Here is a 23,355-nt window from a genome sequence, read left to right as displayed (position 1 = left end):
TGGGCAGTAGGGCTTGGGCAGTAGGCAGTAGGAATTGTCTTCCTGCCCACTGCCCACTGCCTACTGCCCTCTCCCCAAGCTCCTAGCCAAACCCCTGAATTCGTGTATAAGCCCGGCCAACCGCCCTGGCTCCCGGCCTGGGCGGTCTTTCGCTTGACCGCGCTGGACGACATCCCGGCTCGGCCGCCCGTAAACCCCAGTACAAGGATTTGTCCGATGTCGATCACCGCCGAACGCAAGCAGCAGGTCGTCAAGGATTTCGCCACGAAGGCTGGCGACACCGGCTCCCCCGAGGTGCAGGTGGCCATCCTGACGGAGCGCATCTCGAACCTGACCGAGCACTTCAAGACGCATGCGAAGGACAACCATTCGCGTCGCGGCCTCCTGAAGCTCGTGTCTCAGCGCCGTTCGCTCCTCGACTACCTGAAGCGCATCGACGAGAACCGCTACAAGACGCTCATCGAGCGCCTCGGCATCCGCCGCTAAGGGCGGCTTCCGGGCCGTGGTTCGCCCCGGCCCGGTTCGACGTAGCCGCGGCGGCATCGTGCCGCCGCAATGTGCGTGTATCCGCGGCCGCAGGTGCGGCGCGGAACCGTGTGTCGGGACGTCGGGCATGGTGCCCGCGTCCTCATAACCGGCCAGGCCGACCGTTCATGGCAGGATCGCCGGACGCTCCCGTCCTTCGGGGATGGCAGCGTCGAGCCGTCTTGCTCATGGGGTCGGCCCGGCCAGGAAAGGCTAGGAAACCTCATGTTCGACGTCCAACGTGTTGAACTCACCTGGGCGGGGCGCAAGCTCACGCTCGAGACCGGCAAGATCGCGCGCCAGGCCGACGGCGCCGTGCTCGCCACCTACGGCGAGACCACCGTTCTCGCCACCGTCGTGTCCGCCAAGGACCCGAAGCCGGGCGTGGACTTCTTCCCGCTCACCGTGAACTACCAGGAAAAGGCCTTCGCGGCCGGCCGCATTCCCGGCGGCTACTTCAAGCGCGAAGGCCGGCCGACCGAGAAGGAGACGCTGGTCTCCCGCCTCATCGACCGCCCGATCCGCCCGCTCTTCGTCGAAGGCTACCGCAACGACACGCAGGTCATCGTGACCGTGCTGTCGCATGACCTCGAGAACGATCCCGACATCGTCGCGATGGTTGCCGCCTCGGCGGCCCTCACGCTCTCCGGCGTGCCCTTCATGGGCCCGGTGGGCGGCGCCCGCGTCGGCTACATCAACGGCCAGCTGCGCCTCAACCCGACCATCGCCGAGATGGCCGACAGCTCGCTCGACCTCGTCGTCGCCGGCACGGCCGACGCGGTGCTCATGGTCGAGTCCGAGGCCAAGGAACTGCCCGAAGACGTGATGCTCGCCGCCGTCATGCACGGCCACAAGGGCTTCCAGCCGGTCATCGACGCGATCATCAAGCTCGCCGAGCGCGCCGCCAAGGAACCCCGCGACTTCCAGACCCCGGACAACTCGGCCATCGAGAAGCGCATTCTCGACCTCGTCGAGGCGGATCTCCGCGACGCATTCACGACCCCTGCCAAGCAGGAGCGCCAGGACAAGGTCGCGGCCGCCAAGGCCAAGGTCGTCGCCGCGCTCTGCGGCGAAGGCGTCGAGAACCCGCTCGACAAGAACCTCGTCGCCACGGTGTTCAAGGACGCCGAGGCCAAGATCGTGCGCTGGAACATCCTCGACACGGGCAGCCGCATCGACGGCCGCGACGTGCGCACCGTGCGCCCGATCGTCGCCGAGGCCGGCGTCCTGCCGCGCACCCACGGCTCGGCCGTGTTCACCCGCGGCGAGACGCAGGCGCTGGTCGTCGCGACGCTGGGCACCGGTGACGACGAGCAGTTCATCGACTCGCTCGAGGGCACCTACAAGGAGACGTTCCTCCTTCACTACAACTTCCCGCCCTACAGCGTCGGCGAGACCGGCCGCATGGGCTCGCCTGGCCGCCGCGAAATCGGCCACGGCAAGCTCGCCTGGCGCGCCGTCCACCCGATGCTGCCGCCGCACCACGAGTTCCCCTACACGATCCGCGTCGTGTCGGAGATCACCGAGTCGAACGGCTCCTCGTCGATGGCCACCGTCTGCGGCTCGTCGCTGGCGCTGATGGATGCCGGCGTGCCGCTACGCTCCCCCGTCGCGGGCATCGCCATGGGCCTGATCCTCGAGGGTGAGCGCTATGCGGTGCTCTCCGACATCCTCGGCGACGAGGACCACCTCGGCGACATGGACTTCAAGGTGGCGGGCTCCGAGACGGGCGTCACGTCGCTGCAGATGGACATCAAGATCGCCGGCATCACCGAAGAGATCATGCGGGTCGCGCTCGACCAGGCCAAGGAAGGCCGCCTGCACATTCTCGGCGAGATGTCGAAGGGCCTCGGCGCCGCGCGCAAGGAGCTCGGCCAGTACGCGCCGCGCATCGAGACGATCAAGATCCCGGTCGACAAGATCCGCGAAGTGATCGGCTCGGGCGGCAAGGTCATCCGCGAGATCGTGGAAAAGACCGGCGCCAAGATCGACATCTCGGACGACGGCACCGTCAAGGTGGCCTCGTCGGACCTCAACTCGATCACCGCGGCCCTCAACTGGATCAAGTCGATCGCCTCGGAGCCCGAGGTCGGCGTGATCTATGACGGCACGGTCGTGAAGACCACCGACTTCGGCGCCTTCGTGAACTTCTTCGGCGCCAAGGACGGCCTGGTCCACATCAGCCAGCTCGCCGCCCAGCGCGTCAACAAGGTCACGGACGTGATCAAGGAAGGCGACAAGGTGAAGGTGAAGCTGCTCGGCTTCGACGAGCGCGGCAAGGTGCGCCTCTCGATGCGCGCGGTCGACCAGCAGACCGGCGAGGACCTCGAGAAGAAGACCAAGGCCGAGCCGGACGCTGCCGCCGGCGAGTAAGCCAGCGGCCTCACGGCCATGAGTTGCGAAAGGCGGCCCGCGAGGGCCGCCTTTTTGCGTTGCGAAGCCGTCGCCGGTCCCTCGAAGACGGACGCCATCCTGGCGTGTCCCCGCGCGGCTAAAAACAACCTCCAATTCGTTGCGCTCAATTTCGAAACAAAAAAGACTCGGATAGGTTGTATCGGAGTCTTTTCATGTTTAATTTCAAAGCATTGGCCGTTTTGGCCGGTCTGGCGCTCGTCTCCTCCACCCCCGCGGCGCACGCCGTCGAGCTGAAGCGTTCGGGCGCATCCCTCCTGCTCCAGGGTCCGCTCAACTGGGGTGACCATCACGTCTTCAAGGCCTTCGTCGATGCCCAGCCGCCCGGCATCAGGACGGTGGTCCTGAACAGCGGCGGCGGCAGCGTCGAGGCCGCCCAGGAGATCGGCCGGCGCATCCGCAAGGAAGGCTGGGCGACGCTCGTCGACGCGCGGCGTGCGCGCTGCGCCAGCGCCTGCACCGCCATCTTCGCCGCGGGCACCGCGCGTCACTACGTGGGAGCGGACGGGATTGCCGACGGCGCGGTCGCGCCGAAGGCCATGCGCGGCGGGCTCGCCTATCACCAGGGCTCCAGTCCCCAGTCGCTCCACGCCAATCACTACAGCGGTGGAGCCAGCGCCTACATGGTGGCCGTGTACTACGAGTTCGGCTCGCGCGGGGCGGCTTCGATCATCGATCTCGCCGCGCCGAACATGCTCTATGCGATCTCCGGCCGAACGGCGCTCGAGAAGGGCATCGCCACCAGCCTGGCGACGCCGTGACTCATCGGTGGCTGGCGTCAGTCCCGCCGGCGAGTTCGCTGGCGTGCCGCTTGAAGAGCCGGGCGATCGCGGCGCAGAGCGCCGCCAGCGCGTCGCGATCCGGATGGACGGCGGGGCGGAGCAGATAGACGTCCTCGGCCCAGCGGTCGTCGTCGGCCGGGACGCGCGCCAGATGCGGATCGGCATCGCCGAGCCAACACGGCAGGACGGCGATTCCGAGGCCCGTCCGGGCGGCCTCGTGGCGCGATGGCATGTCGCCGATATGCGCCACCACGCGCCGGCCTGCCGCGGTCCGCGCGACGAACTCGCGCTGCAGGCGAAGTTCGGGATCGTCCGGCGGCGCGATCAGGGGCAGGTCCGGAACGCCCGGGCGCCCATAGAGTGCGAAGGCGATCCGTCCGACACGCCGGCACCGCACGGCAGGGTCGTCGGGCAGCGACCGCATCCGCAGGGCGACGTCCGCCTCGCCGGCGGCGACGTCCAACCTCTGGCGCGTCGGGATGAACGCGATCGGCCGCGACGCGGTGGCCTGCGCGAGGTCGCCGAGATGTCGCGACAGGAACAGGGTGACCGACGACGTCGCGGTGATGCGCAGAGCCTCTCCGGGCGCGCGCCGGTGTGCCTTCGCCGTCGCCTCGGCTGCCAAGGCCGCCTCGCCCATGCCCTGCGCCCGCGCGAGCACGGCGGCGCCGGCGGCGGTCAACGTGGTGGCGTTGGGTCCGGCCTGGAACAGGGAGATGCCGAGCCGGCTCTCGAGGGAGCGCAGGCGCCGCGCCACGGTCGGCTGGCTGACGCCGAGCACCTGGGCGGCCCGGTTCATAGATCCATGAGCAGCCACGGCCAGGGCGGTCTGCCAGTCGTCCCACGAGGGTGACCGGGCGGGGATGGCGGCGGACACACCGGTCCCGTGAGCTTCGTCAACCATGACAGCAGGTCCAGGCGCCGGGGCTCCGGCGGCGAGGGCGTCTCGAAACGTTCGGTGGGGTGCTTGCGAGCCATGAGCGCCACTGTCGGCGCGTTCGCCTCGCGGGGCAGCCCACCGGAGCCGTTGAAGGCTCCACGCCGGTGTCGAACCCCAGCTGGCCGACATCGCTCACCGCCAGCAGCGGCCCTCGTAGTCGAGCACGTAGTCGGCAGGGTTCAGGGCGATGGCGGCCATGCCGTGCAGGACCGCGTCGGGGGAGACGATCAGGCGGGTCGCGATCGCCTTCGGCAGCCACTCGACCGGGGCCTTGGCCTCGAAGGCCGCGCGGAAGGCCGCGGGATCGATCAGGCTCCGGATGCGCGGCAGGATCCCTCCGGCGAGGAACACGCCGCCCGTCGCGGCGAAGGTGATGGCCATGTCGCCGGCATAGCGGGCGAGGATCGCCAGGAACATGCGGATCGTCCCGGCCTCGTGGCCGGCCGGATCGGCCAGGGCCGCCTTCACCACCCCGGCGGCATCGAGCCCGCCGTCCGGCCGCCCGTGCACGCGGCAACGCGCCTGGTGCAGGCGCGCCAGCCCGCTGCCCGACAGGATCGCCTCTCCGGTCAACCGGCCCATGACGGGGTCCGCCACGGCGAGCGCCCTGGCTTCCTCGGCCGTGCCGAAGGCGAGGTCCACGTGCCCGCCCTCGCTGGGGACCGGCACGTGCCGCCCGGCAGCGTTGACCAGCGCTCCGACGCCCAGCCCGGTGCCGGGGCCCAGCACCAGCCGCGGGCCCTTCCCCGGCGGCAGGTCGGGGCCGATGGTCATCAGGCCGTCCGGCGGGATGGCAGGCAGGGACAGTGCCTGAGCCTCGAAATCGTTGAGCAGCAGGCCCTGGTCGAGCGAGAGGTCGGAGGCGAGCGCGTCACCGTCGATCGTCCACGCGGCGTTGGTGAGCTGGCATCGACGCCCGTCGATGGGCCCGGCACCGCAGAGCACGACCGACCGCGGTGCGGAAAGGCCTGCCGCCACGCTGTGAATGGCCTGCGCGGGGCCGGGGAAGTCCGCGGTCCGCAGGTTGCCGAGCGGGCGCAGGGCCGCTCCAGGCGCATCGACGGCGGCCAGGCGGACATTGGTGCCACCCACGTCGGCGACGACGAGCGGCAGCGGAAAGGACGGCGTCGGCTGTGTCACGGGCAGGTCCACGAATGCGTCCGGGTATCTCGCGTAAGGGCCGCGCCGGTGTCAACGCAGGGCTGGCTCCCGCTCACGGGCGACTTCGCCCATCGACGACTTGGAAACCCCGTTCCGGCATCCTAGAAGCTGACAGCTCTTCAAACGTCTTGCCGCGAGATCCCACCATGGCCAACGCCGTCAACGCCCTCTTCCCCCTCGCAGAGGACACCACGACCTACCGCAAGCTCGACGTCGGCGGCGTCGGCGTCGAGACGCTGGGCACGCGCGAGCTGGTGACGGTGGAGCCCGGCGCCATCCGCGCGCTCGCCAAGCAGGCGATGATCGACATCAACCACCTGCTGCGTCCCGGCCATCTCGCCCAGCTCGCCAAGATCCTGGACGATCCGGAGGCCACGTCGAACGACAAGTTCGTGGCCTACGACCTGCTGAAGAACGCCAACATCGCCGCCGGCGGAATCCTGCCCATGTGCCAGGACACCGGCACGGCCATCGTCATGGGCAAGAAGGGGCGCTTCATCTGGACCGACGGCACCGACGAGGACGCCATCGCCGACGGCATCCGTGACGCCTATTTCGAGAAGAACCTGCGCTACTCGCAGCTCGCGCCGCTCTCGATGTTCGAGGAGGCCAACACCCGCAACAACCTGCCGGCCCAGATCGAGCTCTATGCCGAGGGCGACGACGCCTACAAGTTCCTCTTCGTGGCCAAGGGCGGAGGCTCGGCCAACAAGACCTTCCTCTACCAGGCGACGCCGTCGCTGCTGACGCGCGACCGCATGCTCGCCTTCCTGAAGGAGAAGATCCTGACGCTGGGCACGGCGGCCTGCCCGCCCTACCACCTGGCCATCGTCATCGGCGGCACCTCGGCCGAGCAGACGCTGAAGACCGTGAAGCTCGCCTCGACCCGCTATCTTGACGGGTTGCCGACGCAGGGCTCGGCGAGCGGCCACGCCTTCCGCGACCTGGAGATGGAGGCGGAGGTCCACAAGATGACCCAGAGCCTGGGCGTTGGCGCGCAGTTCGGCGGCAAGTACTTCTGCCACGACGTGCGCGTCATCCGCCTGCCGCGCCACGGCGCGTCCCTGCCGATCGGGCTGGGCGTGTCCTGCTCGGCCGACCGCCAGGCCATGGGCAAGATCAACCGTGACGGCGTGTTCCTGGAGCAGCTCGAGACCAACCCGGCCCGGTTCATGCCGGAGGTCGACGAGACCACGCTCGGCGGCGACGTGGTGAAGATCGACCTCACCCGGCCGATGGCGGAGATCCTGAAGACGCTCTCGGCCCATCCGATCCGCACGCGGCTGTCGCTCACGGGTCCGATGATCGTGGCGCGCGACCTCGCTCACGCCAAGATCCGCGAGCGCCTGGAGCGCGGCGAGCCGATGCCGGACTATTTCCGCGACCACCCCGTCTACTACGCGGGCCCCGCCAAGACGCCGGCGGGCTACGCGTCCGGCTCGTTCGGCCCGACCACGGCCGGGCGCATGGACAGCTACGTCGACCAATTCCAGGCGGCCGGGGGCTCGATGGTGATGCTCGCCAAGGGCAACCGCTCCAAGGAGGTGCGCGAGGCCTGCGGCAAGCACGGCGGCTTCTACCTCGGCTCGATCGGCGGCCCCGCGGCGCGCCTGGCGCAGGACTGCATCCGCAAGGTCGAGGTGCTCGAATATCCCGAGCTCGGCATGGAGGCGATCTGGAAAATCGAGGTCGAGGACTTCCCGGCGTTCATCGTGATCGACGACAAGGGCAACGACTTCTTCAAGGAGCTCAATCTGGGCTAAGCTGGCCCTTCATGGCCGGGGAGGGTTCATGCGGGTCTTCAGTTTCACGATCGTCGCGGCGGGGCTCGCCGCCTTCGCCCTGGACGTCCAGGCCGGCACCGTCGACACGGCCGAGTGCCGCCGCGACCTGATCGTCATGGACAGCGAGCTCTCCACGGCCCAGGCCAAGCTGGTCAAGGCGCAGGACAGCTCGCGCCAGGAGCAATGTGCGGTCTGGCGCGAGCAGATCACGACCTTCAAGAAGGCCTCGGCACTCTACAAGCGCTGCAAGACCGACACCGACCGTCGTGTGATGTCGGGCCAGATGGACAGCCAGGTGAACGATTTCCAGTCAGCGCTGACCCAGATGTGCAAGGGCCGGTAGGGCGGTGACGTCGACCTGCCGATCGGAACACTGCGCAGTATCGAGAAGCAGTCTGGGGTGTCGTTGAGGACGTGAGCCAATGCAGTACATCGCTCTGCTCCACAAGAGGAGAACAGCGACTTCGGGGTGTCGTTCCCTGATTTTCCCGGTTGCGTGACCGCAGGCACGACGCTGGAAGAGGCTCGCGCCATGGCGGTCGAGGCACTGGCCCTTCATATCGAGGGCATGCGACTCGACGGCGAAGACGTCCCCGCACCATCCACGCTGGACGCCATCATGGCCGTCCGCGAGAACCGGGACGGTGTCGCCGTTCTCGTTGACGGGCCCCCAGCGAAAAGCTTGCGCGTCAACATCACGATGCCCGAGGATGTCCTCAGGCAGATCGACCGTAGAGCCGAGGCGCAGGGAACGACCCGTTCCGGGTTTCTGCTGCGAGCGGCCCAGCGCGAGCTCGAGTCGACCTGAATCCGTCGCTCAGCTCTTCGGAGCCGGCTTCTTGGGATCGGGCTTGGCATCGGCCTTGGCGTCGGGCTTGCCCTTCCCCTTGGCGTCCTTGCCGTCCTTCGCGTCCTTGTCGTCACCCGGGACGAAGAAGCCCTTCACGCGGCCGGCGCTCGGGCCGGACTCGACCAGCGCCACGCCGGTCTCGGTGTCGTAGATCAGCTTCTCGCCCTTGGTGACGTTGTCGCCCTGGCTGAGCGCGACGTTGCCGGTGAGGACGATCTTGTTCGAGGCGCGGTCGAAGACCCCGTCGTTGCCGGTCGCGACCTGATCCTTGGAGATGACCGTCACGCCGCCCTTGGCCTCGACGCGGCGCAATTGCGTGCCACCCTCGCCCTGGGCCCCGGACGCGGCCGCCTGCTGGGCCTGCGCCCCGCCGGCCGCGGCGCGGTCCTGCTGGCGGTCGTAGAACACGATCATCGTGGCCGACTTGATCGTCGTGTCGCCCTGCACGGCGACGACGTTGCCCGTATAGACCGCCCGCTGTTCCTTGCTGAACACCTCCAGGCGATCGGCATCGATCTGGATCGGTTCCTTCGAGTTGCTGCCGAAGCCCGGCACCACCGACTTCTTGTCGCCTTTGGCGTCCGCCTTCGCATCCGGCTTGGCGGCCTGCGCGAAAGCGAGGCCCGGAAGGGTCGTCGCTGCGAGGGCAACGGCGAGACTGGCGGCGGTCAGGCGACGGATCATTGGCTCTTGTCCTTGGCGCTGGCCGACTTTTCCTGCTGCGGCGTCAGGATGGTGCGGACCCTGCCGTCGAAGATGATGTGCTGGCCATTGTCGGTCATGTCGAGACGGCCGGCGTCGATCGTGCCGCCCGTGAAGCGCACGCTCACCGGCTCCTGGCTGGAGACGTTGCCGCCCTTGAAGTCGATGCGCGCGGAGTTCATCCGCACATCATAACCGCTATCGGTGCGCACCCGAACATCCGTTTTCAGGTCGAGCTTCTCGATCGAGCTGTCGTAGACGCCTTCCACCGACGTGACGTTGGCCATGCTCTTGTCCTGCATGGCGATGCGGGCCCGCAGTTCCTTGAGCTCGATGATGCTCGGCGTCTTCACGTCCTGGGCGGCCCACTGGGCGGTAACCTCGTAAGGACGGCTGTCCTTCTTGAAGCCGGTGAGCTTGGGCAGCTCCATCGTGATCTTGGTGCCGTTGAGGCTGATGTTGGAGATCGACACGCCGTCCGGCAGCGTGCGGAAGGGCTGCACGATGCCCACGAACACGATCGCGGCCACGGTCGCGGCGGAGCCCACGGGGATGGCCTTGCGCAGGAAGCGGACCCAGCGCGTGTGGCGCACGGCCTCGCGATAGCGCCGCTGGACGAGCGCCGCACGCATCTGGCTGGCCATGGGTGTCGGTCCGGCGCTCATGGCGATGGTCGAAGTCTCCCGGGGTGAGGTGGCCGGCCGACGGGCCGCCCCTCAGAAAAGCAAGTTCGAGGCCGCGCCACGCATCACAACCTCGTGGCGAGAGTGAGACGGTCCTCTACACGAGCGGGGGTTAACGCTCAGGTATGGGCGAAGATGTCGACCTCCGGCCAGCCCATCAGGTCGAGCCGCGCCCGGGTCGGCAGGAAGGCGAAGCAGGCGTCGGCCACGTCGCGCCGGCCCTCGCGGTCCAGCAGGCCGTCGAAGGCCGCCTTGAGCGCGTGCAGATGCAGCACGTCGGAGGCGGCATAGGCGAGCTGCGCGTCGCTGAGGACGGGCGCGCCCCAGTCCGAGGACTGCTGCTGCTTGCTGATCTCGGCGCCGAGAAGCTCGCGCACGATGTCCTTCAGCCCGTGCCGGTCGGTGTAGGTGCGGACCAGCTTCGAGGCGATCTTGGTGCAGTAGACCGGAGCCGGCATCACACCCAGGGTGTGGTAGAGGACGGCCAGGTCGAAACGGGCGAAGTGAAACAGCTTGGTGACCGCCGGGTCGCCCATGAGCCGCGCGAGATTGGGCGCGCGCACCGACCCCTGCGGAATCTGGACGAGATCGGCCGTTCCGTCGCCCCGCGACAGTTGCACGAGGCAGAGCCGGTCGCGCAGGGGATTGAGGCCGAGCGTCTCCGTGTCGATGGCGACCACCGGGCCGAAATCGACCCCGTCGGGCAGGTCGCCGTGATGCAGGCGGATGGTCATGGTGCAGCGTTCCAGGCCTTGCGGCGCCAGCCGCGGCGCCTTTCGGACGCCCCGTTATCATGGCCGCGATCCCGAGGCCACACGCCGTTTCGCCCGCCATCCCGGCCCGGCGGAGGCTGGGCCTTCCATGCGGCCGGTCAGTCCGGCCTGTCCACGTATCCGTAGCGGGCGATGACGGCTTTCGCCTCCGGCCCCTTCAGGAACGCCAGGAAGGCCTTCGCCGCGTCGGACTCCGCGCCGGTCTTCAGGAGCACGGCGTCCTGGCGGATCGGCCTGTACAGCGTCTGGTCGACGAGCCAGCGAGACCCGTCGCTGCGGTTGACGACCTGCGACAGGGCGACGAAGCCGAGTTCCGCATTGGCCGTGTCGATGAACTGGAAGGCCTGGGCGATGCTGTTGCCCATGACGATCTTGCCCTTCGCCGCCTCCTGAATCCCCAGCGCCGTCAGGGTCTCGATCGCCGCGACGCCATAGGGGGCCGCGGCGGGATTGGCGATGGCGAGCCTGTCGTAGGCGCCGGCCTTCAGCGTCTCGGCTCCCTCCACCCGCGCCGGATCCCTGCTCCACAGCACGAGCTTGCCGACGGCATAGGTGAAGCGGCTGTCGGCGATGGCGAGACCGTCCGCGATGGCCTTGGCGGGGCGCTCCTCGTCGGCGGAGAGAAACACCTGGAACGGCGCGCCCTGGCCGATCTGGGCGAGCAGCTGGGCCGACGAGCCGAAGCTCAGCACGGCCTCATGGCCGCTCGCCTTGCCGAAGGCGGCTGCGATCTCCCTGGCCGCATCGGTGAAATTGGCGGCGACGGCCACGTTGACCTGGGCCGCGCGCGCGGGAAGCACGAGGAACAGGGCGGCCGCGGCAAGGACGACGCAGCGCAGGACCGAACGAGCCGTCACGACAGCACTCCATGGCAGGGGAACCGGGGCATCAGTCCACCGCGAGGATCACGCGGTTGGACTCGAACAGCGCGACAACCGGCACGCCGGCCGTCAGGCCGAGAGCGGCGACGGCCTCGGCCGTGACAGAAGCGGTGAGGGTGCGCCCGTCGCCGATGTCGAGCGCCACCTGACCGCTGACGTCGGACACTTCGGCGCGCGCGACCGTTCCGGGAATGCGGTTGCGCACCGCCACCTTCCGCGCGTCCTCCGCCGTCGCCAGCGTGACGAAATTGGCCTTCACCAGCACCAGCACGTCCCGGCCCACGGCGACGCCCAGGTCGGCGAGGCCCTCGGCCGTGATGTGCGCGTGGATGACCGTGCTCGCGCCGACGGCGACGCTCACCTCCGCATTCAGCGCGTCCGCGCGGATGGAGGCGACGGTGCCGCGCAGGACGTTGCGGGCGCTGGTGCGCAGCATGAAGCCGCCGAGCAGGCTCGACGCCGGCAGGCCCGTTCCGGCGAGGTCGCGCTCCATGGCCCGCAGCGCTCGCGCCAGTTCTCCCTCGAGCCGGGTAAAGGCGGCGACCACGGCCTGGCCGAGCGGGGTCAGGTGCGAGCCACCGCCGCTCTTGCCTCCCGTCTGGGTGACCAGGAGCGGGCCGCCGAACAGGTTCGCCATGGCGGCCAGCGCGTCCCACGCTCCCTTGTAGCTCATGCCCGCCGCCCGGGCGCCGGCACTGATCGACCCAGCCTGGGCGACCGCCTCCAGCAGGCGGATGCGCTCGTGCCCGACGGAGGTCAGGTCGCCGCCGATCAGGGACACGCTGGCACGCAGCGGATTTGTCATGAGGCGCTGGCTCTATATAGTGAACTACATAACGCATCCTGCGCAGGCCGCCCGCCGCGCGTCAACCGGGAGACGGTCCGATGAAGATCAGCGCCCGCAACCAGCTGAACGGCACCATCGTCGACATCGTGCGGGGCGCGACGACCTCGCACGTGCGCATCGACATCGGCGGCGCGGTCGTCACGGCCTCCATCACCAACGAGGCCGTCGATGAGCTGGGCCTCGCCAAGGGCCAGGCCGCCGTGGCGGTCATCAAGGCGTCGGACGTCATGGTCGCGGTGGGGAGCTGAAGCTCCCCGCCCTGGTCGTGGCCGGTGCGCCCGTCAGGACGGGCCCAGCGAGGGCGCGGCGGTCGTGCCGTCGAACACCAGCCAGGAGCGGCACGCGGTGCAGCGCAGGACGAGGCGGGGCGGGTCGAGGGTCGACCGGTCGGGCGCCGCCCACTCTTCCAGGACGACCGGCGATCCCGCCGGCAGGAGACGCTGCAGCGACGGCGGGTAGGCGGTGCAGTGAATTTCGGCGACGCCGCCGATGCGCCGCGTGACGGCGAGGCCGGCAGCCGCGCTGGCGGTCTCGATCGGCGCCAGGTGGACGCACGTGGCCGGCCCGGGCACGTCGACGGCCGCTCCGTGGGACAGGCCGGCGCGGCGCCGGTGGTGCAGGACTGCCAGGGCGACGACCCCGGCCGCCGTGCCGACGGGCGGGACGAACAGGAGCAGGATGGCGGTGACCGTGACGACGGGCCGCCCCCACACCCGGCCGCGCAACAGGCCGATGCCACCCAGGAAGGCCGGGCCGAGCAGCCCCACGACGAGGAGCATGAACACCGGCAGAAGGTGGATCGCCGGGACGTGCAGCCAGGGATCGCCGGTGTCCCGGAACGCCGACAGCGCCGCGAGCCCCGCCAGGATGCCGCCGCCGCCGACGAACACGAACAGCCAGCCGATGCCCCGCTCGGCTGCGCTGGTCGCCGGCACCGACACGCCAGCCACCGTGGCCCTCGCCAGCCGTCGCGCTTCGCGCCGGCGTGCCCAGGCCGTCACCGGCCACGGGAGCCGACCGGTCCAGGCCCAGGCCGCCAGCCAGGACCCGCCCGCGAGGGCAAGCGCCGGGCCGACGACGAGGAAAACCGTGGCGGCGATCATCTTGGTCGGATCGGGCGTGGGCACGAAGGACCAGAAGGTGAAGGCCGCGACCAGCACCAGCACGTAGCTCAGGAGGGTGCCGCCGACGAAGACGGCCAGGACGCGAAGCAGCCGGAGCATGTGGGGACCCGACCAGGGAAGGTCGAACGGAGGTCGGGCTACACTGGAACGGGCGCGCGAACGCGTAAAGCGGGATCGCTGGCGCCGCGCGACGTCACGCCGGCCTGGCGCCGTCGGCCCGGCGGGCGGCGAAGAATGCGACGATCCGCAGCGCCACCGCCGCCACGATGGCCGCGCCCATGACGGTCGAGAACACGCCCAGATGGGGCCAGCTGCGCAGGACCACGAGCGAGAAGAACTTGAGCAGGATCACCTGGGCGCCCACGCCGTGCAGGACGCCCCACCAGCGCCCGAGGACGCGCCGCGACGCCTGGTTGGAGGTCAGCGCCATCAGGTAGATGAACACGTAGGTCAGCCCGCCGCTGTCGATCACGTGCACCGCGTGCGGGTCCCGCGACACCGCGCCGTGCCCGAGGATCGCGCCGACATGGACGGTCATGATGGCGGCGACGGCGAGGCCGAGCGACCGCCGGTTCACCAGCAGGGCGCGCGGCAGGCGTCCGCCGAACACGCGCACGAGGCTCGAGGCGCAATAGGCGGCGAGGAACACCGGGACGGCGGTGCGCGCGGTCACGTTGGCTGCATTGCGCCAGCCGGTGACGATGTCGTCGGCCCGCAGCAGCGACAACCCGCCCAGCGCCGCCGCGACCACGGCGCCGGCCAGCATGGCGACAAGCGGAGACACTTTGACGTCAGCCGTGAGTCCGAACCGCTGCAAGCCGCCCTCCACCGAACGCCACCCATCGCCCGAGGAGTGCCACGACCGCCCCCGGCAGCTCAAGTCGCCAGAGCGCCGCGCGCGCAAGGCACGCGACCTGAACGACTCGACGCTGGGGACAGTCATTCGGGGCGAAACGAAAGCCGGCGTGGGGCTTTCCGCCGATCAGGCGCCGGGCGAACCCGCGGCCCCGGAGGGCCTTGAACCGCTCTTCGGCGGTGGGTCGGCGCACACAATCGAAAAAAGATTGGTGCCCAGGAGAGGACTCGAACCTCCACGGCTTTCACCACTGGTACCTGAAACCAGCGCGTCTACCAATTCCGCCACCTGGGCCCGGCGGGGTACATACGGGGACGGGAGGGTGGTGTCAACGGCGTCTGGGGCCGCTTTCGAAAGGAACCGGTGACCGTCACCGAAAGTTCACTCGTCGAAAGTGCGGTCTGCCCTTGTCCTGACACGGTTCTCGTCCCACCATAGGACAATCAGCACGGAGGCGGCGATGCCGAAGGACCTCGAGGACCTGTTCAAGCGCAACGAAACGTTGCGGCTCGTCCTCGCGCACGCCGGCATCGGCGCGTTGTTCGGATTCGCTTTCGCGGTCGCCCTGGTGGCGTTCGACGCCCATGGCATCGGCGCGCTGATCATGAATTCCGACAGCGGCGCCATCGCGTTCATCTTGCTGGCGGGTGGTTTCATGATCACCTTCGGCAGCCTCGTGGCGGGCAGCGCGGTCATGCTGCTGCCGCATGACGGCGATGACGGGCATGGCGGAGGCGGAGGCGGGCGTCGCGACCGCCGGGTGCTGGTGCCGATTCCCGTCCGGGCGCGCCGTCGCAACTGACCGCGCGCCGCCGCAACAGGCCAGCCGGCCCGGACTGCGCCGAAAATCCGAATTCCCCTTTCGGTCTGCATGTTCTAAGAGCCTGCGGGACATCGCTTCCGGAGGCACGAGAGCATGAGCACGGCGCGCAACCAGCTGGTCACGGTCTTCGGCGGATCGGGCTTCGTCGGTCGGCATCTCGTCCGGGCGCTCGCCAAACGGGGCTACCGCGTGCGCGTCGCCGTGCGCCGGCCCGACCTCGCCAAGTTCCTCCAGCCCATCGGCAATGTCGGCCAGATCCACGCGGTCCAGGCGAACCTGCGCTACCCGCAGTCGATCGCCCAGGCGATCTCCGGCGCCGACGCCGTCGTGAACCTCGTCGGCATCCTGTCGCAGGCGGGCCAGCAGACCTTCGACCGCGTGCAGGCCGAGGGCGCCGCGGCGGTGGCCCGGGCCACCGCAGCCGCCGGCCTCACGCGCCTGGTGCAGATGTCCGCCATCGGCGCGGACGCGAACTCCGAATCCGAATACGCCCGCAGCAAGGCCGCCGGCGAGCAGGCGGCCCTCGATGCCGTGCCGGACGCCATCGTCGTGCGTCCCTCCATCGTGTTCGGCCCCGAGGACAGCTTCTTCAACCGCTTCGCTTCGCTCGCCCGGATCGCCCCGGTCATGCCGCTGATCGGCGGCGGCGAGACGCGCTTCCAGCCGGTCTTCGTCGGCGACGTGGCGGAAGCCATGGCGCGCGCCGTCGACGGCACGGCCCGCCCCGGCACGATCTACGAGCTCGGCGGCCTCGAGGTGAAGAGCTTCCGCGAGCTCATCGAATACGTGCTGCAGGTGACGGAGCGCCGTCGCGCCCTCGTGCCGCTGCCCTTCGGCGTCGCCCGCCTGCAGGCCGGCGTGCTCGAAGCGGTCAAGTATGCGAGCTTCGGCCTCCTGCCGGAGGAGTTCCTCCTGACGCGTGACCAGGTGACCCTGCTCGGCCAGGACAACGTGGTCTCGCAGGCCGCGGTCGACGACGGCCGCACGCTGGCGGGTCTCGGCATCCAGCCCGAGATCATCGAGGCGATCGTGCCGAGCTATCTCACGCGCTACCGCAAGACCGGCCAGTTCGACAACCGTCGCCTGGCCTGATCGCCGCCCCGCCGCGGCAGGCCGGCCCGCTCAGGCGGCCGGCAGGGCCCGCGCCTCGCGGGCCGAGAGCCCCTTGTGGACGTGGACCATCAGCGCCACGCCGAAGAGCGGCGTCAGCAGGTTGACGATCGGGATGGCCGCGCAGCCGGCCACCAGCAGCCCGGCCAGCGCCACCGTGCCGGGATGGCGCTGGCGCAGCGCGCGCGCATCCTCCTTGGGCCGGAACCGGCCGGCGGCCAGCGCGAAGTACTCGCGTCCGAGCAGGAAGGCGTTGGCCAGGAAGAAGGCCACGATGTTGACCCCGGGCACGAACAAGAAGAGCAGGGCGAGAAGGTTCACGCCCAGGCTGAGGACGGCCAGCTTGGCCGCGTCCAGGAGCGCCGGGCCCAGCGGCAGCGGCTGGCCGGGCGGATCGGCGGGGTAGGATTCGGTCTCGACCTTCTCCGCGACGTCATCGAGGAAGAAGCCCGCCACGAGCATCGAGACCGACGGAATGAGGTAGGCAAAGCCGATGACCAGGCCGAAGCCGGCCAGCAGCACGGCATAGACGTCGAGCCAGGCATGGTCCGTCATGAAGGTCGTGCCGGCCACCCACCAGGAGAACAGCTTGGTGAGCGAGGCCCAGGCCAGCGCCAGCAGCGCGAGCGTCAGCCCCAGCGACTTCCACAGAAGGGAGCGCAGCCCCGGCGAAAAGACCTGTCCGATGGCTCGGAAGGCGGCGGCGATCAGCATGGTACCCTGTCCTTCGATCCGGGAAAGAGCCGGACCGGCCAACATATGGTGACGATATGGCCGTTGGTGAGGCCCGGACGTGCAACGGCGGCGGTCAGTCCCGTCCGGCGAGCGCGGCGGGATCGAGTAGGCCCTGCAGTCTCACGGCGGCGACCTGTCCGAACCGCACCAGGAGCGCCTTGCGCGTCGCGGCCGGAAGCCGGTGCTCGGGGGCCTCGCGCAGCACCTCGGCCCCGTAGGCGTCGGCCACGATCAGCCCGGCGTCCTCCGGCATGATCTCCGGCGGCACGTGCGGCGGGATGGCGAAGAACAGGCGGTCGCTGTAGGCGCGGTAGTCGGGCCACTTCGCGTCCGTGCGGAAGTCCTCGATGCTGGACTTGATCTCCACGATCACGAGGCTGCCGTCGCCCCCGAGCGCGAGGAGGTCGGCGCGGCGGCCGGAGGCGAGCGTCACCTCGGGCAGCGTGGCATAGCCGAACCCGGCGAACAGGCGCGACACGCCGCGCGCCACGGCGAGCGTGGTCTCGGACTGCCGCCCGTCCCGGGGCAGAGGCGCCGCCTCGCCGATGCCGACGACGACGTGCTCCACCACCATCCTAGGCACGGGCGTCCTCCCGCATCATGGCGGCGGCCTTCTCGGCGATCATCATCGTAGGCGAATTGGTGTTGCCGGAGGTGATGCGCGGCATGGCCGAGGCGTCCGCCACGCGCAGGCCCGCGAGGCCGCGGACCCGCAGGCGCTCGTCGAGGACCGCCAGGGGGTCCGACGCGGTGCCCATCTTCGCGGTCCCCACCGGGTGGAAGATGGTGGAGGCGACCTCGCCCGCGGCGCGGGCGAGATCCTCGTCGGAGACGAGGTGCGCGCCCGGCTTGAACTCCTGGGGATTGTACCGCTTCAGCGCCTGCGCCGAGACCAGCCGGCGGACCAGCCGCAGCGCGTCGGAGGCGACCCGGCGGTCTTCCTCGGCCGAGAGATAGTTGGGCGCGATCGCCGGGGGCGACGCAGGGTCGGGCGAGGCCGCGTGGATGCTGCCGCGGCTCGCCGGCCGCAGGTTGCAGACGCTGGCCGTGACGGCCGGGAAGGGGTGCAGCGGGTCGCCGAACTTGTCCAGCGACAGGGGCTGGATGTGGAACTGCAGGTTCGCCGTCGCGTAGTCGGGCGAGGAGCGGGTGAAGATGCCGAGCTGCGAGGGCGCCATGGTGAGCGGCCCGGTGCGGAACAGGGCGTATTCCAGGGCCATGCCCGCCTTCTTCAGGAGGGAGCGGTTGTCCACGTTGAGCGTGCGCACGTCCTGCACCGTGTAGACGGGGCGCACCTGGAGGTGGTCCTGCAGGTTCTCCCCGACGCCGGGGAGGTGATGCACCGTCTCGATGCCGAGCGCCTGCAGGCGCCCGCCGTCGCCGATGCCCGACAGCTCGAGCAGATGCGGCGTGGCGACGGCACCGGCCGAAAGGACGACCTCGCGCGCGGCGCGGGCAACCCGCTTTCCGCCGTCGGGGCCGCGGTAGACGACGCCTGTCGCGCGGCCGTTCTCGATCAGCACGCGCTCGGCGGCCACGCGGGTCTCGAGCTTCAGGTTGGGGCGGCCGAGCACGGGCTTGAGGAAGCCGCGCGCCGCGCTCCAGCGGCGGCCACGCCGCTGGTTCACCTGGAAATAGGACGCGCCCTCGTTGTCGCCGGCGTTGAAGTCGTCGACCTCGCGGATGCCCAGCTCGATCGCGGCGGCCTTGAAGGCGTCGAGGATCTCCCAGCGCACGCGGGGATATTCGACGCGCCACTCGCCGCCCGAGCGGTGGGCCGCGTTGGGCGGCGCGACATGGTCCTCCTGGGCGAGGAAGGCCGGAAGCACGTCGTCCCAGCCCCAGCCCGACAAGCCGAGCTGCCGCCAGCCGTCATAGTCGGCGGCCTGCCCGCGCATGTAGATCATGGCGTTGATCGCGGAGCAGCCGCCGATCACCTTGCCGCGCGGATAGGCGATGGCGCGGTTGCCGAGCCCGGGCTCGGCAACGGTGCGGTAGAGCCAGTCGGCGCGGGGATTGCCGATGGCGAAGAGGTAGCCCACCGGAACGTGGAACCACACCCAGTCGTCCATGCCGCCGGCCTCGAGAACCAGCACGCGGCAGGCCGGGTCGGCGGACAGGCGGTTGGCGAGGACGCAGCCGGCCGAGCCGGCGCCGACGACGACGTAGTCGAACTGCTGGTCCTGCGCCATGCGTCCCCCTCGGGCTGCGCTCAGCGCGCCGCCACGATTACGATTTCGACCGTGTATTCGGGTGCGGCGAGCTTGGCTTCGACCGTCGCGCGGGCGGGCGTGTTGCCCTTCGACACCCACGCGTCCCACACGCTGTTCATCTCGGCGAAGGTCTTGATGTCGGCGAGATAGATGGTGGCCGACAGGATCTTGGTCTTGTCCGAGCCGGATGCGGCGAGGGTCTCGTCGATCTGGGCGAGGACGTCCTTGGTCTGCTCGGAGACGCTCTTGCCCTTCGCCGTGTCGGCCACGTGGCCGGCCAGGTAGACGGTGTTGCCGTGGACGACGGCGGCGCTCATGCGCGGGCCGGGTTCGATGCGCTGGATGGTCATGAAGGGCTCCCTCTGCGGATTGGTCCCGCCGAGGTATCAGGGCGGCGGGCGGCTGTCATCCCGCCTCGCGCCCGGTCAGAGCCCCCCGGCGCTCGCGAGGCGAAGATCGACCCGCTCCAGGGCGGTGCGGATCGTGCTCGCCTGCCGGACCTGGATCCGGGCGACGGCAGGGTCGTCGACCTTGATCAGGGCGATGGCGCCGCGCACGGCCGTCAGCGCGTCGCGGACGGCGCTGCGGGCCTCGCCGATGGTGCGGGCCGACCGCACGCGGGCCGCGGCCTCCCGGATCACTGCCGAGATGCCGCGCAGCGGCGGGGGCAGCTGCAGCGCCCGGTCGTCGAGCGCCGACGCGAACTGGTTCATGGCGTCGCCGACGCAGCCGGCATAGCCCGCGCCGCCCCGCTCGCAATCGGAAAGCCTGGTCTGGAAGGTGTCCGCGCTGCGCTCGATCGAGGTGAGCGTGACGCGGGCGGTCTCCACGGTGGCCGGCTGCTGCCCGGAGCCCAGCGTTGGACCGCCGCCGCTGCCCGAGCCGCCGCCCTCGCCGGATCCGCCGGACGTCCCGGAGGCCGGCCCGCCGCCGTCGCCCGACGAACCCGACCCGCCTCCGCCGCCATTGAGGAGCGGGCCCACCAGCTCGTCCCCGGCACCGAGGCTGACCGGCACCGTGGAGAAGGACAGCGGCTCGCCCGGCTGGGTGAACGGGTTCGACGTGCTGACGAAGGTGGCCGCCACTTCGGTCGGGGGCGGGGCCACCGACAGCGGCCCGATGTAGAACGTCGTGTCGACGCCGTAGAGGGCGGGATAGATGCCAGGGCCACCGGGTGCCCAGACGCTCGTGAAATCCCAGCCGCTGGCGGTGGCCATGAATCCGGCCGTGTTCTGAAACTGGCCGGTGGTCAGCGCAATGCCGCCCGCGGACGTGGGGAGGCCGGATGCCGTGATGTCCCAGAAGGAGTTCGACACGGTCCCGACGAACGAGGCGACGAGCTGGGCGGTTTCCACGTCCCAGGTCGACAGCAGCGGGCTGGCATTGTCGAGCCCGACGAGGCCGCCGACGATGGTGGCGGTGCCCGCCACCGCCGGGATCGTGATGCCGCCGGTGGAGTACGAGTTGATGATCGATCCCAGGTTCAACCCGACCAGGCCGCCCGCGGCGCCGTTGATGGTCGTCGGGGTCGCCGGTGCGGATCGCGACACGGTGGCACCGCCGAACACGATCCCGACGCGTGCATAGCTGTTGACGATCGTGCCGCCATTGGCGCCGACGAGGCCGCCCACCGCGGTGGTTTCGGCAAGCCCGCGCACCGTCCCCGACCCCGATCCGGGCACCACCGCGGCCCCGGAAATGGTGCCGAGGTTGGTCCCCACGATGCCGCCGACGCTCGCTTCGCCGGTGAGGTCGGAGCTCGAAATGTCCGCGACGGTCACCTTCACGTTCGAGATGACGCCGCCCATGTCGTTGAGGCCGGCGATGCCGCCGACCTGCTGCAGGCCCGAGCCGAGGCTCGACACCGTGACGTCGGCCAGGGTCAGGTTTCGGATCTGACCGGCATTGGTGCCGAAGAGCCCGACCGTACCCGTGTCCGAACTCGCGATGGTGAGGTTGCTGATGGTGTGGCCCTGGCCGTCGAACGTGCCGGTGAACGTGCCCGTGATCGGGTCGAAGCGGGGGCCGCCGGCATTGATGTCGTTGGCGAGGGCGAAGCTGAGGCCGAGCATGCCGCTGGTGCCGATGCCCATGACGCCGTAGATGTCGCCGAGCTGATACGGCGTGGAGACGCCGTCGCCGCTGAGCACCCGCAGGAAGGTGGCCGACGGCGACAGCGCGAAGAGGTCGGTGACGGTGAAGGCCGGCAGCACGCCGCCCGATCCGACCTGCGACCAGGTTCCGCTGCTGAGGACGAAGGTGCCGGCGGAGATCGGGCCGGACGAGGTCAGGCTGGTCCCGCTCAGGACGAGGCTGCCGGCCGTCACCGATCCGCCGAACTGGACGGAGCCTCCGGTCACCGAGAAGCTCGAGCCGACGTCGTAGGTGCCGTTGAGGACGATCGATCCGGCGGAATCGCTCGTCAGGTCGAGCTGCGACAGCGTCGCGCCGCCCAGCGCGCTCGCGCCGCCGGCGGCGGTGACCGTCCCGTTGGAGCGGGCGACCGTGTTGTCGTTCTTGATCGAGGACGCGTTGATCACGACGGCGCCGGCCGGGGCGTTGAAGCCGTAGCCGATGTCGACGATGCGCTCCGCGTTCAGCGTCAGCGTCGATGCGGACGACCAGGTCACCGGCGCGCCGACGATGATGTCGCCGGCCTGCGAACCTCCCACCCCGTCCGACGAGCGCGTCGAAAGGGTGACGTTGGCCGTCTCCAGGGCGCTGGACAGCACGGTGACGTCGAGGACCGAATTGTCGGACGACGGCAGGAAGGAGCCCGACACCACCGCGTTGCCGTTGCCGGGGAAGGGCACCGCCTCGATGTAGAGGTCATAGGGGTCGAGCAGCAGTGTCCCGGTCCGGCCCGCCGAGGCGCGCAGGTCCGTGAAGCCGCGATAGTCGAGGATGCCCTTCGACGACACTTCGGCCTGGCCGCCGTCGCCCATCGTGACGCCGCCCCTGGCGAAGATGCTTCCGGCGAAGGTCGTGTAGCGGTCGGACCAGATCACCACCGATCCGCCCGTCCCGGTCGAACCGGCGTCGGCGAGGATGGTCGTGCCTGCGTCCACCGACGTCGTCTCCGCCCGCTGCAGGGTGCCGAGGCCCTTGTAGTCCCCGCCGATCCGGACGGAGCCGCCGCCGGCATCGCCACTCACGTCGATCCTTGCCCCTTTCAGGGCGACCTGCTTGCCGGTCACCGTGACCGAGCCGCCCTTGGCCTTGCTCCCGGCGGCCGCGGTCGCCGTGAGCTTGCCGGAGACGGTGACCCGGCCTCCGTCGCCGCCGCCAAGCACGATCGCGCCGGACCGGCCCGAGACGGTCTTGGCCTCCACGATCCCGGACAGGTTGATGGCGTTGCGGGCGAGGTCGCGGGCCGTGGCGGCCTTCATCTCGACGCGTCCGCCGTCGGCGACGATGCGGCCGCTGTGCCGGATGAGGTCCGTGTCGGTCGAAAGGCCGGTGGAGGGCAGGGCCACCTGGAGGAAGCCGTCTCCCGAGGGATCGAGGGTGACCTGCTCGCCGGCGCCCAGCCCGACCTTGCCCAGGGGCACCGTGATCGTGCCGCTGGAGTCGATGGAGCCGCCGATGAGCGCGGCGTAGCCGCCCGAACCGATCTCGATCGACCCCTGGTGGACGACGCCCCTGGACGACCCGGTGCCCCGGAAGGTCCGCTTGCCCGCGATGAAATCGTCGTCGGCGATGTCGAGGGTCGAAGCCACGAAGCCGCCGCCGGCCTTCACCGTTCCGGTGGGCGTGATCAGGATGCCGTTGGGGTTGATGAGATAGACCTGCCCCGTCGCCGTGAGCTGGCCGGCGATGGTGGAGGTGGTCGTGCCGGTGACCCGGTTGAGGAGCGCGGCGTCCGTCGAGGGCTGCTGGATGGAGACGACACCACCTTGCCCGATCGAGAAGCTCTGCCAGTTCACGATGGCCGTGGGCGAGGTCTGCACGACCGAGAGGGTGCCCGGGCCGCCCGGCCCGACGGTGACCGCGCCATACGCCACGCTCGGCGCGGAGGGCAGTTCCGCGGCGCGGGCCACCGTCGACCCGGCCAGGACGCTGCCGGCCAGGACGCTGCCCGCGAGCGCGGTGCTGGCCAGGAGGGCGGCGATCAAGCGTGCCCGTTTCGACATGTCAGAAGCACCCGTTCCTGA

Annotated in this window: 23 protein-coding genes and 1 tRNA gene; 9 read left to right on the top strand and 15 right to left on the bottom strand. The window is 70.0% G+C overall.

Annotated elements, in window-relative coordinates; all coding sequences use genetic code 11:
- Positions 1–216 precede the first annotated feature (216 nt).
- The 3 genes from rpsO to Q0Q47_RS05560 all read left to right on the top strand — a co-directional run bounded on the left by rpsO (position 217) and on the right by Q0Q47_RS05560 (position 3,698).
- Positions 217–486 carry a 30S ribosomal protein S15 gene (rpsO, locus tag Q0Q47_RS05570; protein ID WP_293855624.1) on the top strand — a complete coding sequence of 90 codons (270 nt, stop codon included), beginning with the start codon at positions 217–219 and terminating at the stop codon, positions 484–486.
- A gap of 264 nt (positions 487–750) precedes the next feature.
- A complete protein-coding gene (pnp, locus tag Q0Q47_RS05565) occupies positions 751–2,898 on the top strand; it encodes a polyribonucleotide nucleotidyltransferase (RefSeq protein WP_293855621.1) in 2,148 nt (715 codons plus the stop codon).
- Positions 2,899–3,092: 194 nt separating this feature from the next.
- On the top strand, positions 3,093–3,698 hold the full coding sequence (locus Q0Q47_RS05560) for a hypothetical protein (RefSeq protein WP_293855618.1): 606 nt from the start codon (positions 3,093–3,095) through the stop codon (positions 3,696–3,698).
- A gap of 1 nt (position 3,699) precedes the next feature.
- On the opposite strand, the gene Q0Q47_RS05555 is transcribed toward Q0Q47_RS05560, so the two are convergent.
- Together Q0Q47_RS05555 and Q0Q47_RS05550 are read right to left on the bottom strand one after the other, a co-directional pair.
- Entirely contained in the window at positions 3,700–4,623 is a 924-nt protein-coding gene (locus Q0Q47_RS05555) for a LysR family transcriptional regulator (RefSeq protein ID WP_293855615.1), read from the bottom strand.
- Between the two features lie 168 nt (positions 4,624–4,791).
- Positions 4,792–5,799 carry a glucokinase gene (locus Q0Q47_RS05550; protein ID WP_293855612.1) on the bottom strand — a complete coding sequence of 336 codons (1,008 nt, stop codon included), beginning with the start codon at positions 5,797–5,799 and terminating at the stop codon, positions 4,792–4,794.
- Positions 5,800–5,966: 167 nt separating this feature from the next.
- Here Q0Q47_RS05550 and Q0Q47_RS05545 point away from each other — a divergent pair, with 167 nt between their 5' ends.
- The 3 genes from Q0Q47_RS05545 (at position 5,967) to Q0Q47_RS05535 (ending at position 8,412) form a co-directional block, all read left to right on the top strand.
- A complete protein-coding gene (locus Q0Q47_RS05545; RefSeq protein WP_293855609.1) occupies positions 5,967–7,583 on the top strand; it encodes a fumarate hydratase in 1,617 nt (538 codons plus the stop codon).
- 28 nt (positions 7,584–7,611) lie between these two features.
- The gene (locus tag Q0Q47_RS05540; RefSeq protein WP_293855606.1) at positions 7,612–7,947 is read left to right on the top strand and encodes a hypothetical protein; all 336 of its coding nucleotides are present in this window, start codon (positions 7,612–7,614) and stop codon (positions 7,945–7,947) included.
- A gap of 126 nt (positions 7,948–8,073) precedes the next feature.
- The gene (locus Q0Q47_RS05535) at positions 8,074–8,412 is read left to right on the top strand and encodes a type II toxin-antitoxin system HicB family antitoxin (protein ID WP_293855603.1); all 339 of its coding nucleotides are present in this window, start codon (positions 8,074–8,076) and stop codon (positions 8,410–8,412) included.
- Positions 8,413–8,421: 9 nt separating this feature from the next.
- Here the strand turns inward: Q0Q47_RS05535 and lptA are convergent, their stop codons facing one another.
- The 5 genes from lptA to Q0Q47_RS05510 all read right to left on the bottom strand — a co-directional run bounded on the left by lptA (position 8,422) and on the right by Q0Q47_RS05510 (position 12,298).
- Positions 8,422–9,138 (bottom strand): lipopolysaccharide transport periplasmic protein LptA, encoded by a 717-nt coding sequence (gene lptA / locus Q0Q47_RS05530; RefSeq protein WP_293855600.1) that lies wholly within the window; start codon positions 9,136–9,138, stop codon positions 8,422–8,424.
- Positions 9,135–9,821, bottom strand: a complete 687-nt coding sequence (gene lptC, locus Q0Q47_RS05525) for an LPS export ABC transporter periplasmic protein LptC (protein ID WP_293855597.1) — start codon at positions 9,819–9,821, stop codon at positions 9,135–9,137. Before lptC ends, lptA begins: the two co-directional genes overlap by 4 nt.
- Positions 9,822–9,958: 137 nt before the next feature.
- The gene (locus tag Q0Q47_RS05520) at positions 9,959–10,573 is read right to left on the bottom strand and encodes a ribonuclease D (protein ID WP_293855594.1); all 615 of its coding nucleotides are present in this window, start codon (positions 10,571–10,573) and stop codon (positions 9,959–9,961) included.
- A 137-nt stretch (positions 10,574–10,710) separates the two neighbouring features.
- Positions 10,711–11,421 carry a molybdate ABC transporter substrate-binding protein gene (modA, locus tag Q0Q47_RS05515; RefSeq protein ID WP_293855976.1) on the bottom strand — a complete coding sequence of 237 codons (711 nt, stop codon included), beginning with the start codon at positions 11,419–11,421 and terminating at the stop codon, positions 10,711–10,713.
- Positions 11,422–11,500: 79 nt separating this feature from the next.
- Positions 11,501–12,298, bottom strand: coding sequence for a TOBE domain-containing protein (locus Q0Q47_RS05510; protein ID WP_293855592.1), 798 nt, complete (start codon positions 12,296–12,298; stop codon positions 11,501–11,503).
- Positions 12,299–12,378: 80 nt separating this feature from the next.
- Here Q0Q47_RS05510 and Q0Q47_RS05505 point away from each other — a divergent pair, with 80 nt between their 5' ends.
- Entirely contained in the window at positions 12,379–12,588 is a 210-nt protein-coding gene (locus Q0Q47_RS05505; protein WP_293855589.1) for a molybdopterin-binding protein, read from the top strand.
- A gap of 33 nt (positions 12,589–12,621) precedes the next feature.
- Here Q0Q47_RS05505 and Q0Q47_RS05500 read toward each other — a convergent pair whose 3' ends face one another.
- From Q0Q47_RS05500 to Q0Q47_RS05490, 3 genes are all read right to left on the bottom strand, one after another.
- Positions 12,622–13,563, bottom strand: coding sequence for a hypothetical protein (locus tag Q0Q47_RS05500; RefSeq protein WP_293855586.1), 942 nt, complete (start codon positions 13,561–13,563; stop codon positions 12,622–12,624).
- A gap of 94 nt (positions 13,564–13,657) precedes the next feature.
- The gene (locus Q0Q47_RS05495) at positions 13,658–14,248 is read right to left on the bottom strand and encodes a hypothetical protein (protein ID WP_293855583.1); all 591 of its coding nucleotides are present in this window, start codon (positions 14,246–14,248) and stop codon (positions 13,658–13,660) included.
- Positions 14,249–14,529: 281 nt separating this feature from the next.
- A tRNA-Leu gene (locus Q0Q47_RS05490) sits at positions 14,530–14,614 on the bottom strand.
- Positions 14,615–14,780: 166 nt separating this feature from the next.
- Here Q0Q47_RS05490 and Q0Q47_RS05485 point away from each other — a divergent pair.
- On the top strand, positions 14,781–15,122 hold the full coding sequence (locus Q0Q47_RS05485; protein WP_293855580.1) for a hypothetical protein: 342 nt from the start codon (positions 14,781–14,783) through the stop codon (positions 15,120–15,122).
- 114 nt (positions 15,123–15,236) lie between these two features.
- On the top strand, positions 15,237–16,235 hold the full coding sequence (locus Q0Q47_RS05480; RefSeq protein ID WP_293855577.1) for a complex I NDUFA9 subunit family protein: 999 nt from the start codon (positions 15,237–15,239) through the stop codon (positions 16,233–16,235).
- 30 nt (positions 16,236–16,265) lie between these two features.
- Here the strand turns inward: Q0Q47_RS05480 and Q0Q47_RS05475 are convergent, their stop codons facing one another.
- The 5 genes from Q0Q47_RS05475 to Q0Q47_RS05455 all read right to left on the bottom strand — a co-directional run bounded on the left by Q0Q47_RS05475 (position 16,266) and on the right by Q0Q47_RS05455 (position 23,334).
- Positions 16,266–16,967, bottom strand: coding sequence for a sulfate transporter family protein (locus Q0Q47_RS05475; RefSeq protein WP_293855574.1), 702 nt, complete (start codon positions 16,965–16,967; stop codon positions 16,266–16,268).
- 94 nt (positions 16,968–17,061) lie between these two features.
- Positions 17,062–17,562: an MmcB family DNA repair protein gene (locus tag Q0Q47_RS05470; RefSeq protein ID WP_293855973.1), complete on the bottom strand. Its 501-nt coding sequence runs from the start codon at positions 17,560–17,562 to the stop codon at positions 17,062–17,064.
- A 1-nt stretch (position 17,563) separates the two neighbouring features.
- Positions 17,564–19,180, bottom strand: coding sequence for a GMC family oxidoreductase (locus Q0Q47_RS05465; protein WP_293855571.1), 1,617 nt, complete (start codon positions 19,178–19,180; stop codon positions 17,564–17,566).
- 20 nt (positions 19,181–19,200) lie between these two features.
- Positions 19,201–19,551, bottom strand: a complete 351-nt coding sequence (locus Q0Q47_RS05460) for a RidA family protein (RefSeq protein ID WP_293855568.1) — start codon at positions 19,549–19,551, stop codon at positions 19,201–19,203.
- Positions 19,552–19,626: 75 nt separating this feature from the next.
- Positions 19,627–23,334 carry a filamentous hemagglutinin N-terminal domain-containing protein gene (locus Q0Q47_RS05455; protein WP_293855565.1) on the bottom strand — a complete coding sequence of 1,236 codons (3,708 nt, stop codon included), beginning with the start codon at positions 23,332–23,334 and terminating at the stop codon, positions 19,627–19,629.
- Between the last annotated feature and the right edge of the window lie 21 nt (positions 23,335–23,355).

This window comes from uncultured Alsobacter sp. (assembly GCF_945952055.1).
GTDB lineage: Bacteria > Pseudomonadota > Alphaproteobacteria > Rhizobiales > Beijerinckiaceae > Alsobacter.
Note: the sequence above shows the minus strand (reverse complement) of the source record. Positions and strands in the feature narration are given on the sequence as shown.

Bases quoted from the DNA above. Each gene is read 5' to 3' on its own strand.
- Q0Q47_RS05555 (WP_293855615.1), bottom strand. From the start codon at position 4,623: ATGGTTGACGAAGCTCACGGGACCGGTGTGTCCGCCGCCATCCCCGCC.
- Q0Q47_RS05540 (WP_293855606.1), top strand. From the start codon at position 7,612: ATGCGGGTCTTCAGTTTCACGATCGTCGCGGCGGGGCTCGCCGCCTTC.
- Q0Q47_RS05500 (WP_293855586.1), bottom strand. From the start codon at position 13,563: ATGCTCCGGCTGCTTCGCGTCCTGGCCGTCTTCGTCGGCGGCACCCTC.
- Q0Q47_RS05545 (WP_293855609.1), top strand. From the start codon at position 5,967: ATGGCCAACGCCGTCAACGCCCTCTTCCCCCTCGCAGAGGACACCACG.
- Q0Q47_RS05455 (WP_293855565.1), bottom strand. From the start codon at position 23,334: ATGTCGAAACGGGCACGCTTGATCGCCGCCCTCCTGGCCAGCACCGCG.
- Q0Q47_RS05465 (WP_293855571.1), bottom strand. From the start codon at position 19,180: ATGGCGCAGGACCAGCAGTTCGACTACGTCGTCGTCGGCGCCGGCTCG.
- Q0Q47_RS05485 (WP_293855580.1), top strand. From the start codon at position 14,781: ATGCCGAAGGACCTCGAGGACCTGTTCAAGCGCAACGAAACGTTGCGG.
- Q0Q47_RS05475 (WP_293855574.1), bottom strand. From the start codon at position 16,967: ATGCTGATCGCCGCCGCCTTCCGAGCCATCGGACAGGTCTTTTCGCCG.
- Q0Q47_RS05520 (WP_293855594.1), bottom strand. From the start codon at position 10,573: ATGACCATCCGCCTGCATCACGGCGACCTGCCCGACGGGGTCGATTTC.
- lptC (WP_293855597.1), bottom strand. From the start codon at position 9,821: ATGAGCGCCGGACCGACACCCATGGCCAGCCAGATGCGTGCGGCGCTC.
- rpsO (WP_293855624.1), top strand. From the start codon at position 217: ATGTCGATCACCGCCGAACGCAAGCAGCAGGTCGTCAAGGATTTCGCC.
- Q0Q47_RS05470 (WP_293855973.1), bottom strand. From the start codon at position 17,562: ATGGTGGTGGAGCACGTCGTCGTCGGCATCGGCGAGGCGGCGCCTCTG.
- Q0Q47_RS05505 (WP_293855589.1), top strand. From the start codon at position 12,379: ATGAAGATCAGCGCCCGCAACCAGCTGAACGGCACCATCGTCGACATC.
- Q0Q47_RS05480 (WP_293855577.1), top strand. From the start codon at position 15,237: ATGAGCACGGCGCGCAACCAGCTGGTCACGGTCTTCGGCGGATCGGGC.
- pnp (WP_293855621.1), top strand. From the start codon at position 751: ATGTTCGACGTCCAACGTGTTGAACTCACCTGGGCGGGGCGCAAGCTC.
- Q0Q47_RS05560 (WP_293855618.1), top strand. From the start codon at position 3,093: ATGTTTAATTTCAAAGCATTGGCCGTTTTGGCCGGTCTGGCGCTCGTC.
- Q0Q47_RS05510 (WP_293855592.1), bottom strand. From the start codon at position 12,298: ATGACAAATCCGCTGCGTGCCAGCGTGTCCCTGATCGGCGGCGACCTG.
- lptA (WP_293855600.1), bottom strand. From the start codon at position 9,138: ATGATCCGTCGCCTGACCGCCGCCAGTCTCGCCGTTGCCCTCGCAGCG.
- Q0Q47_RS05460 (WP_293855568.1), bottom strand. From the start codon at position 19,551: ATGACCATCCAGCGCATCGAACCCGGCCCGCGCATGAGCGCCGCCGTC.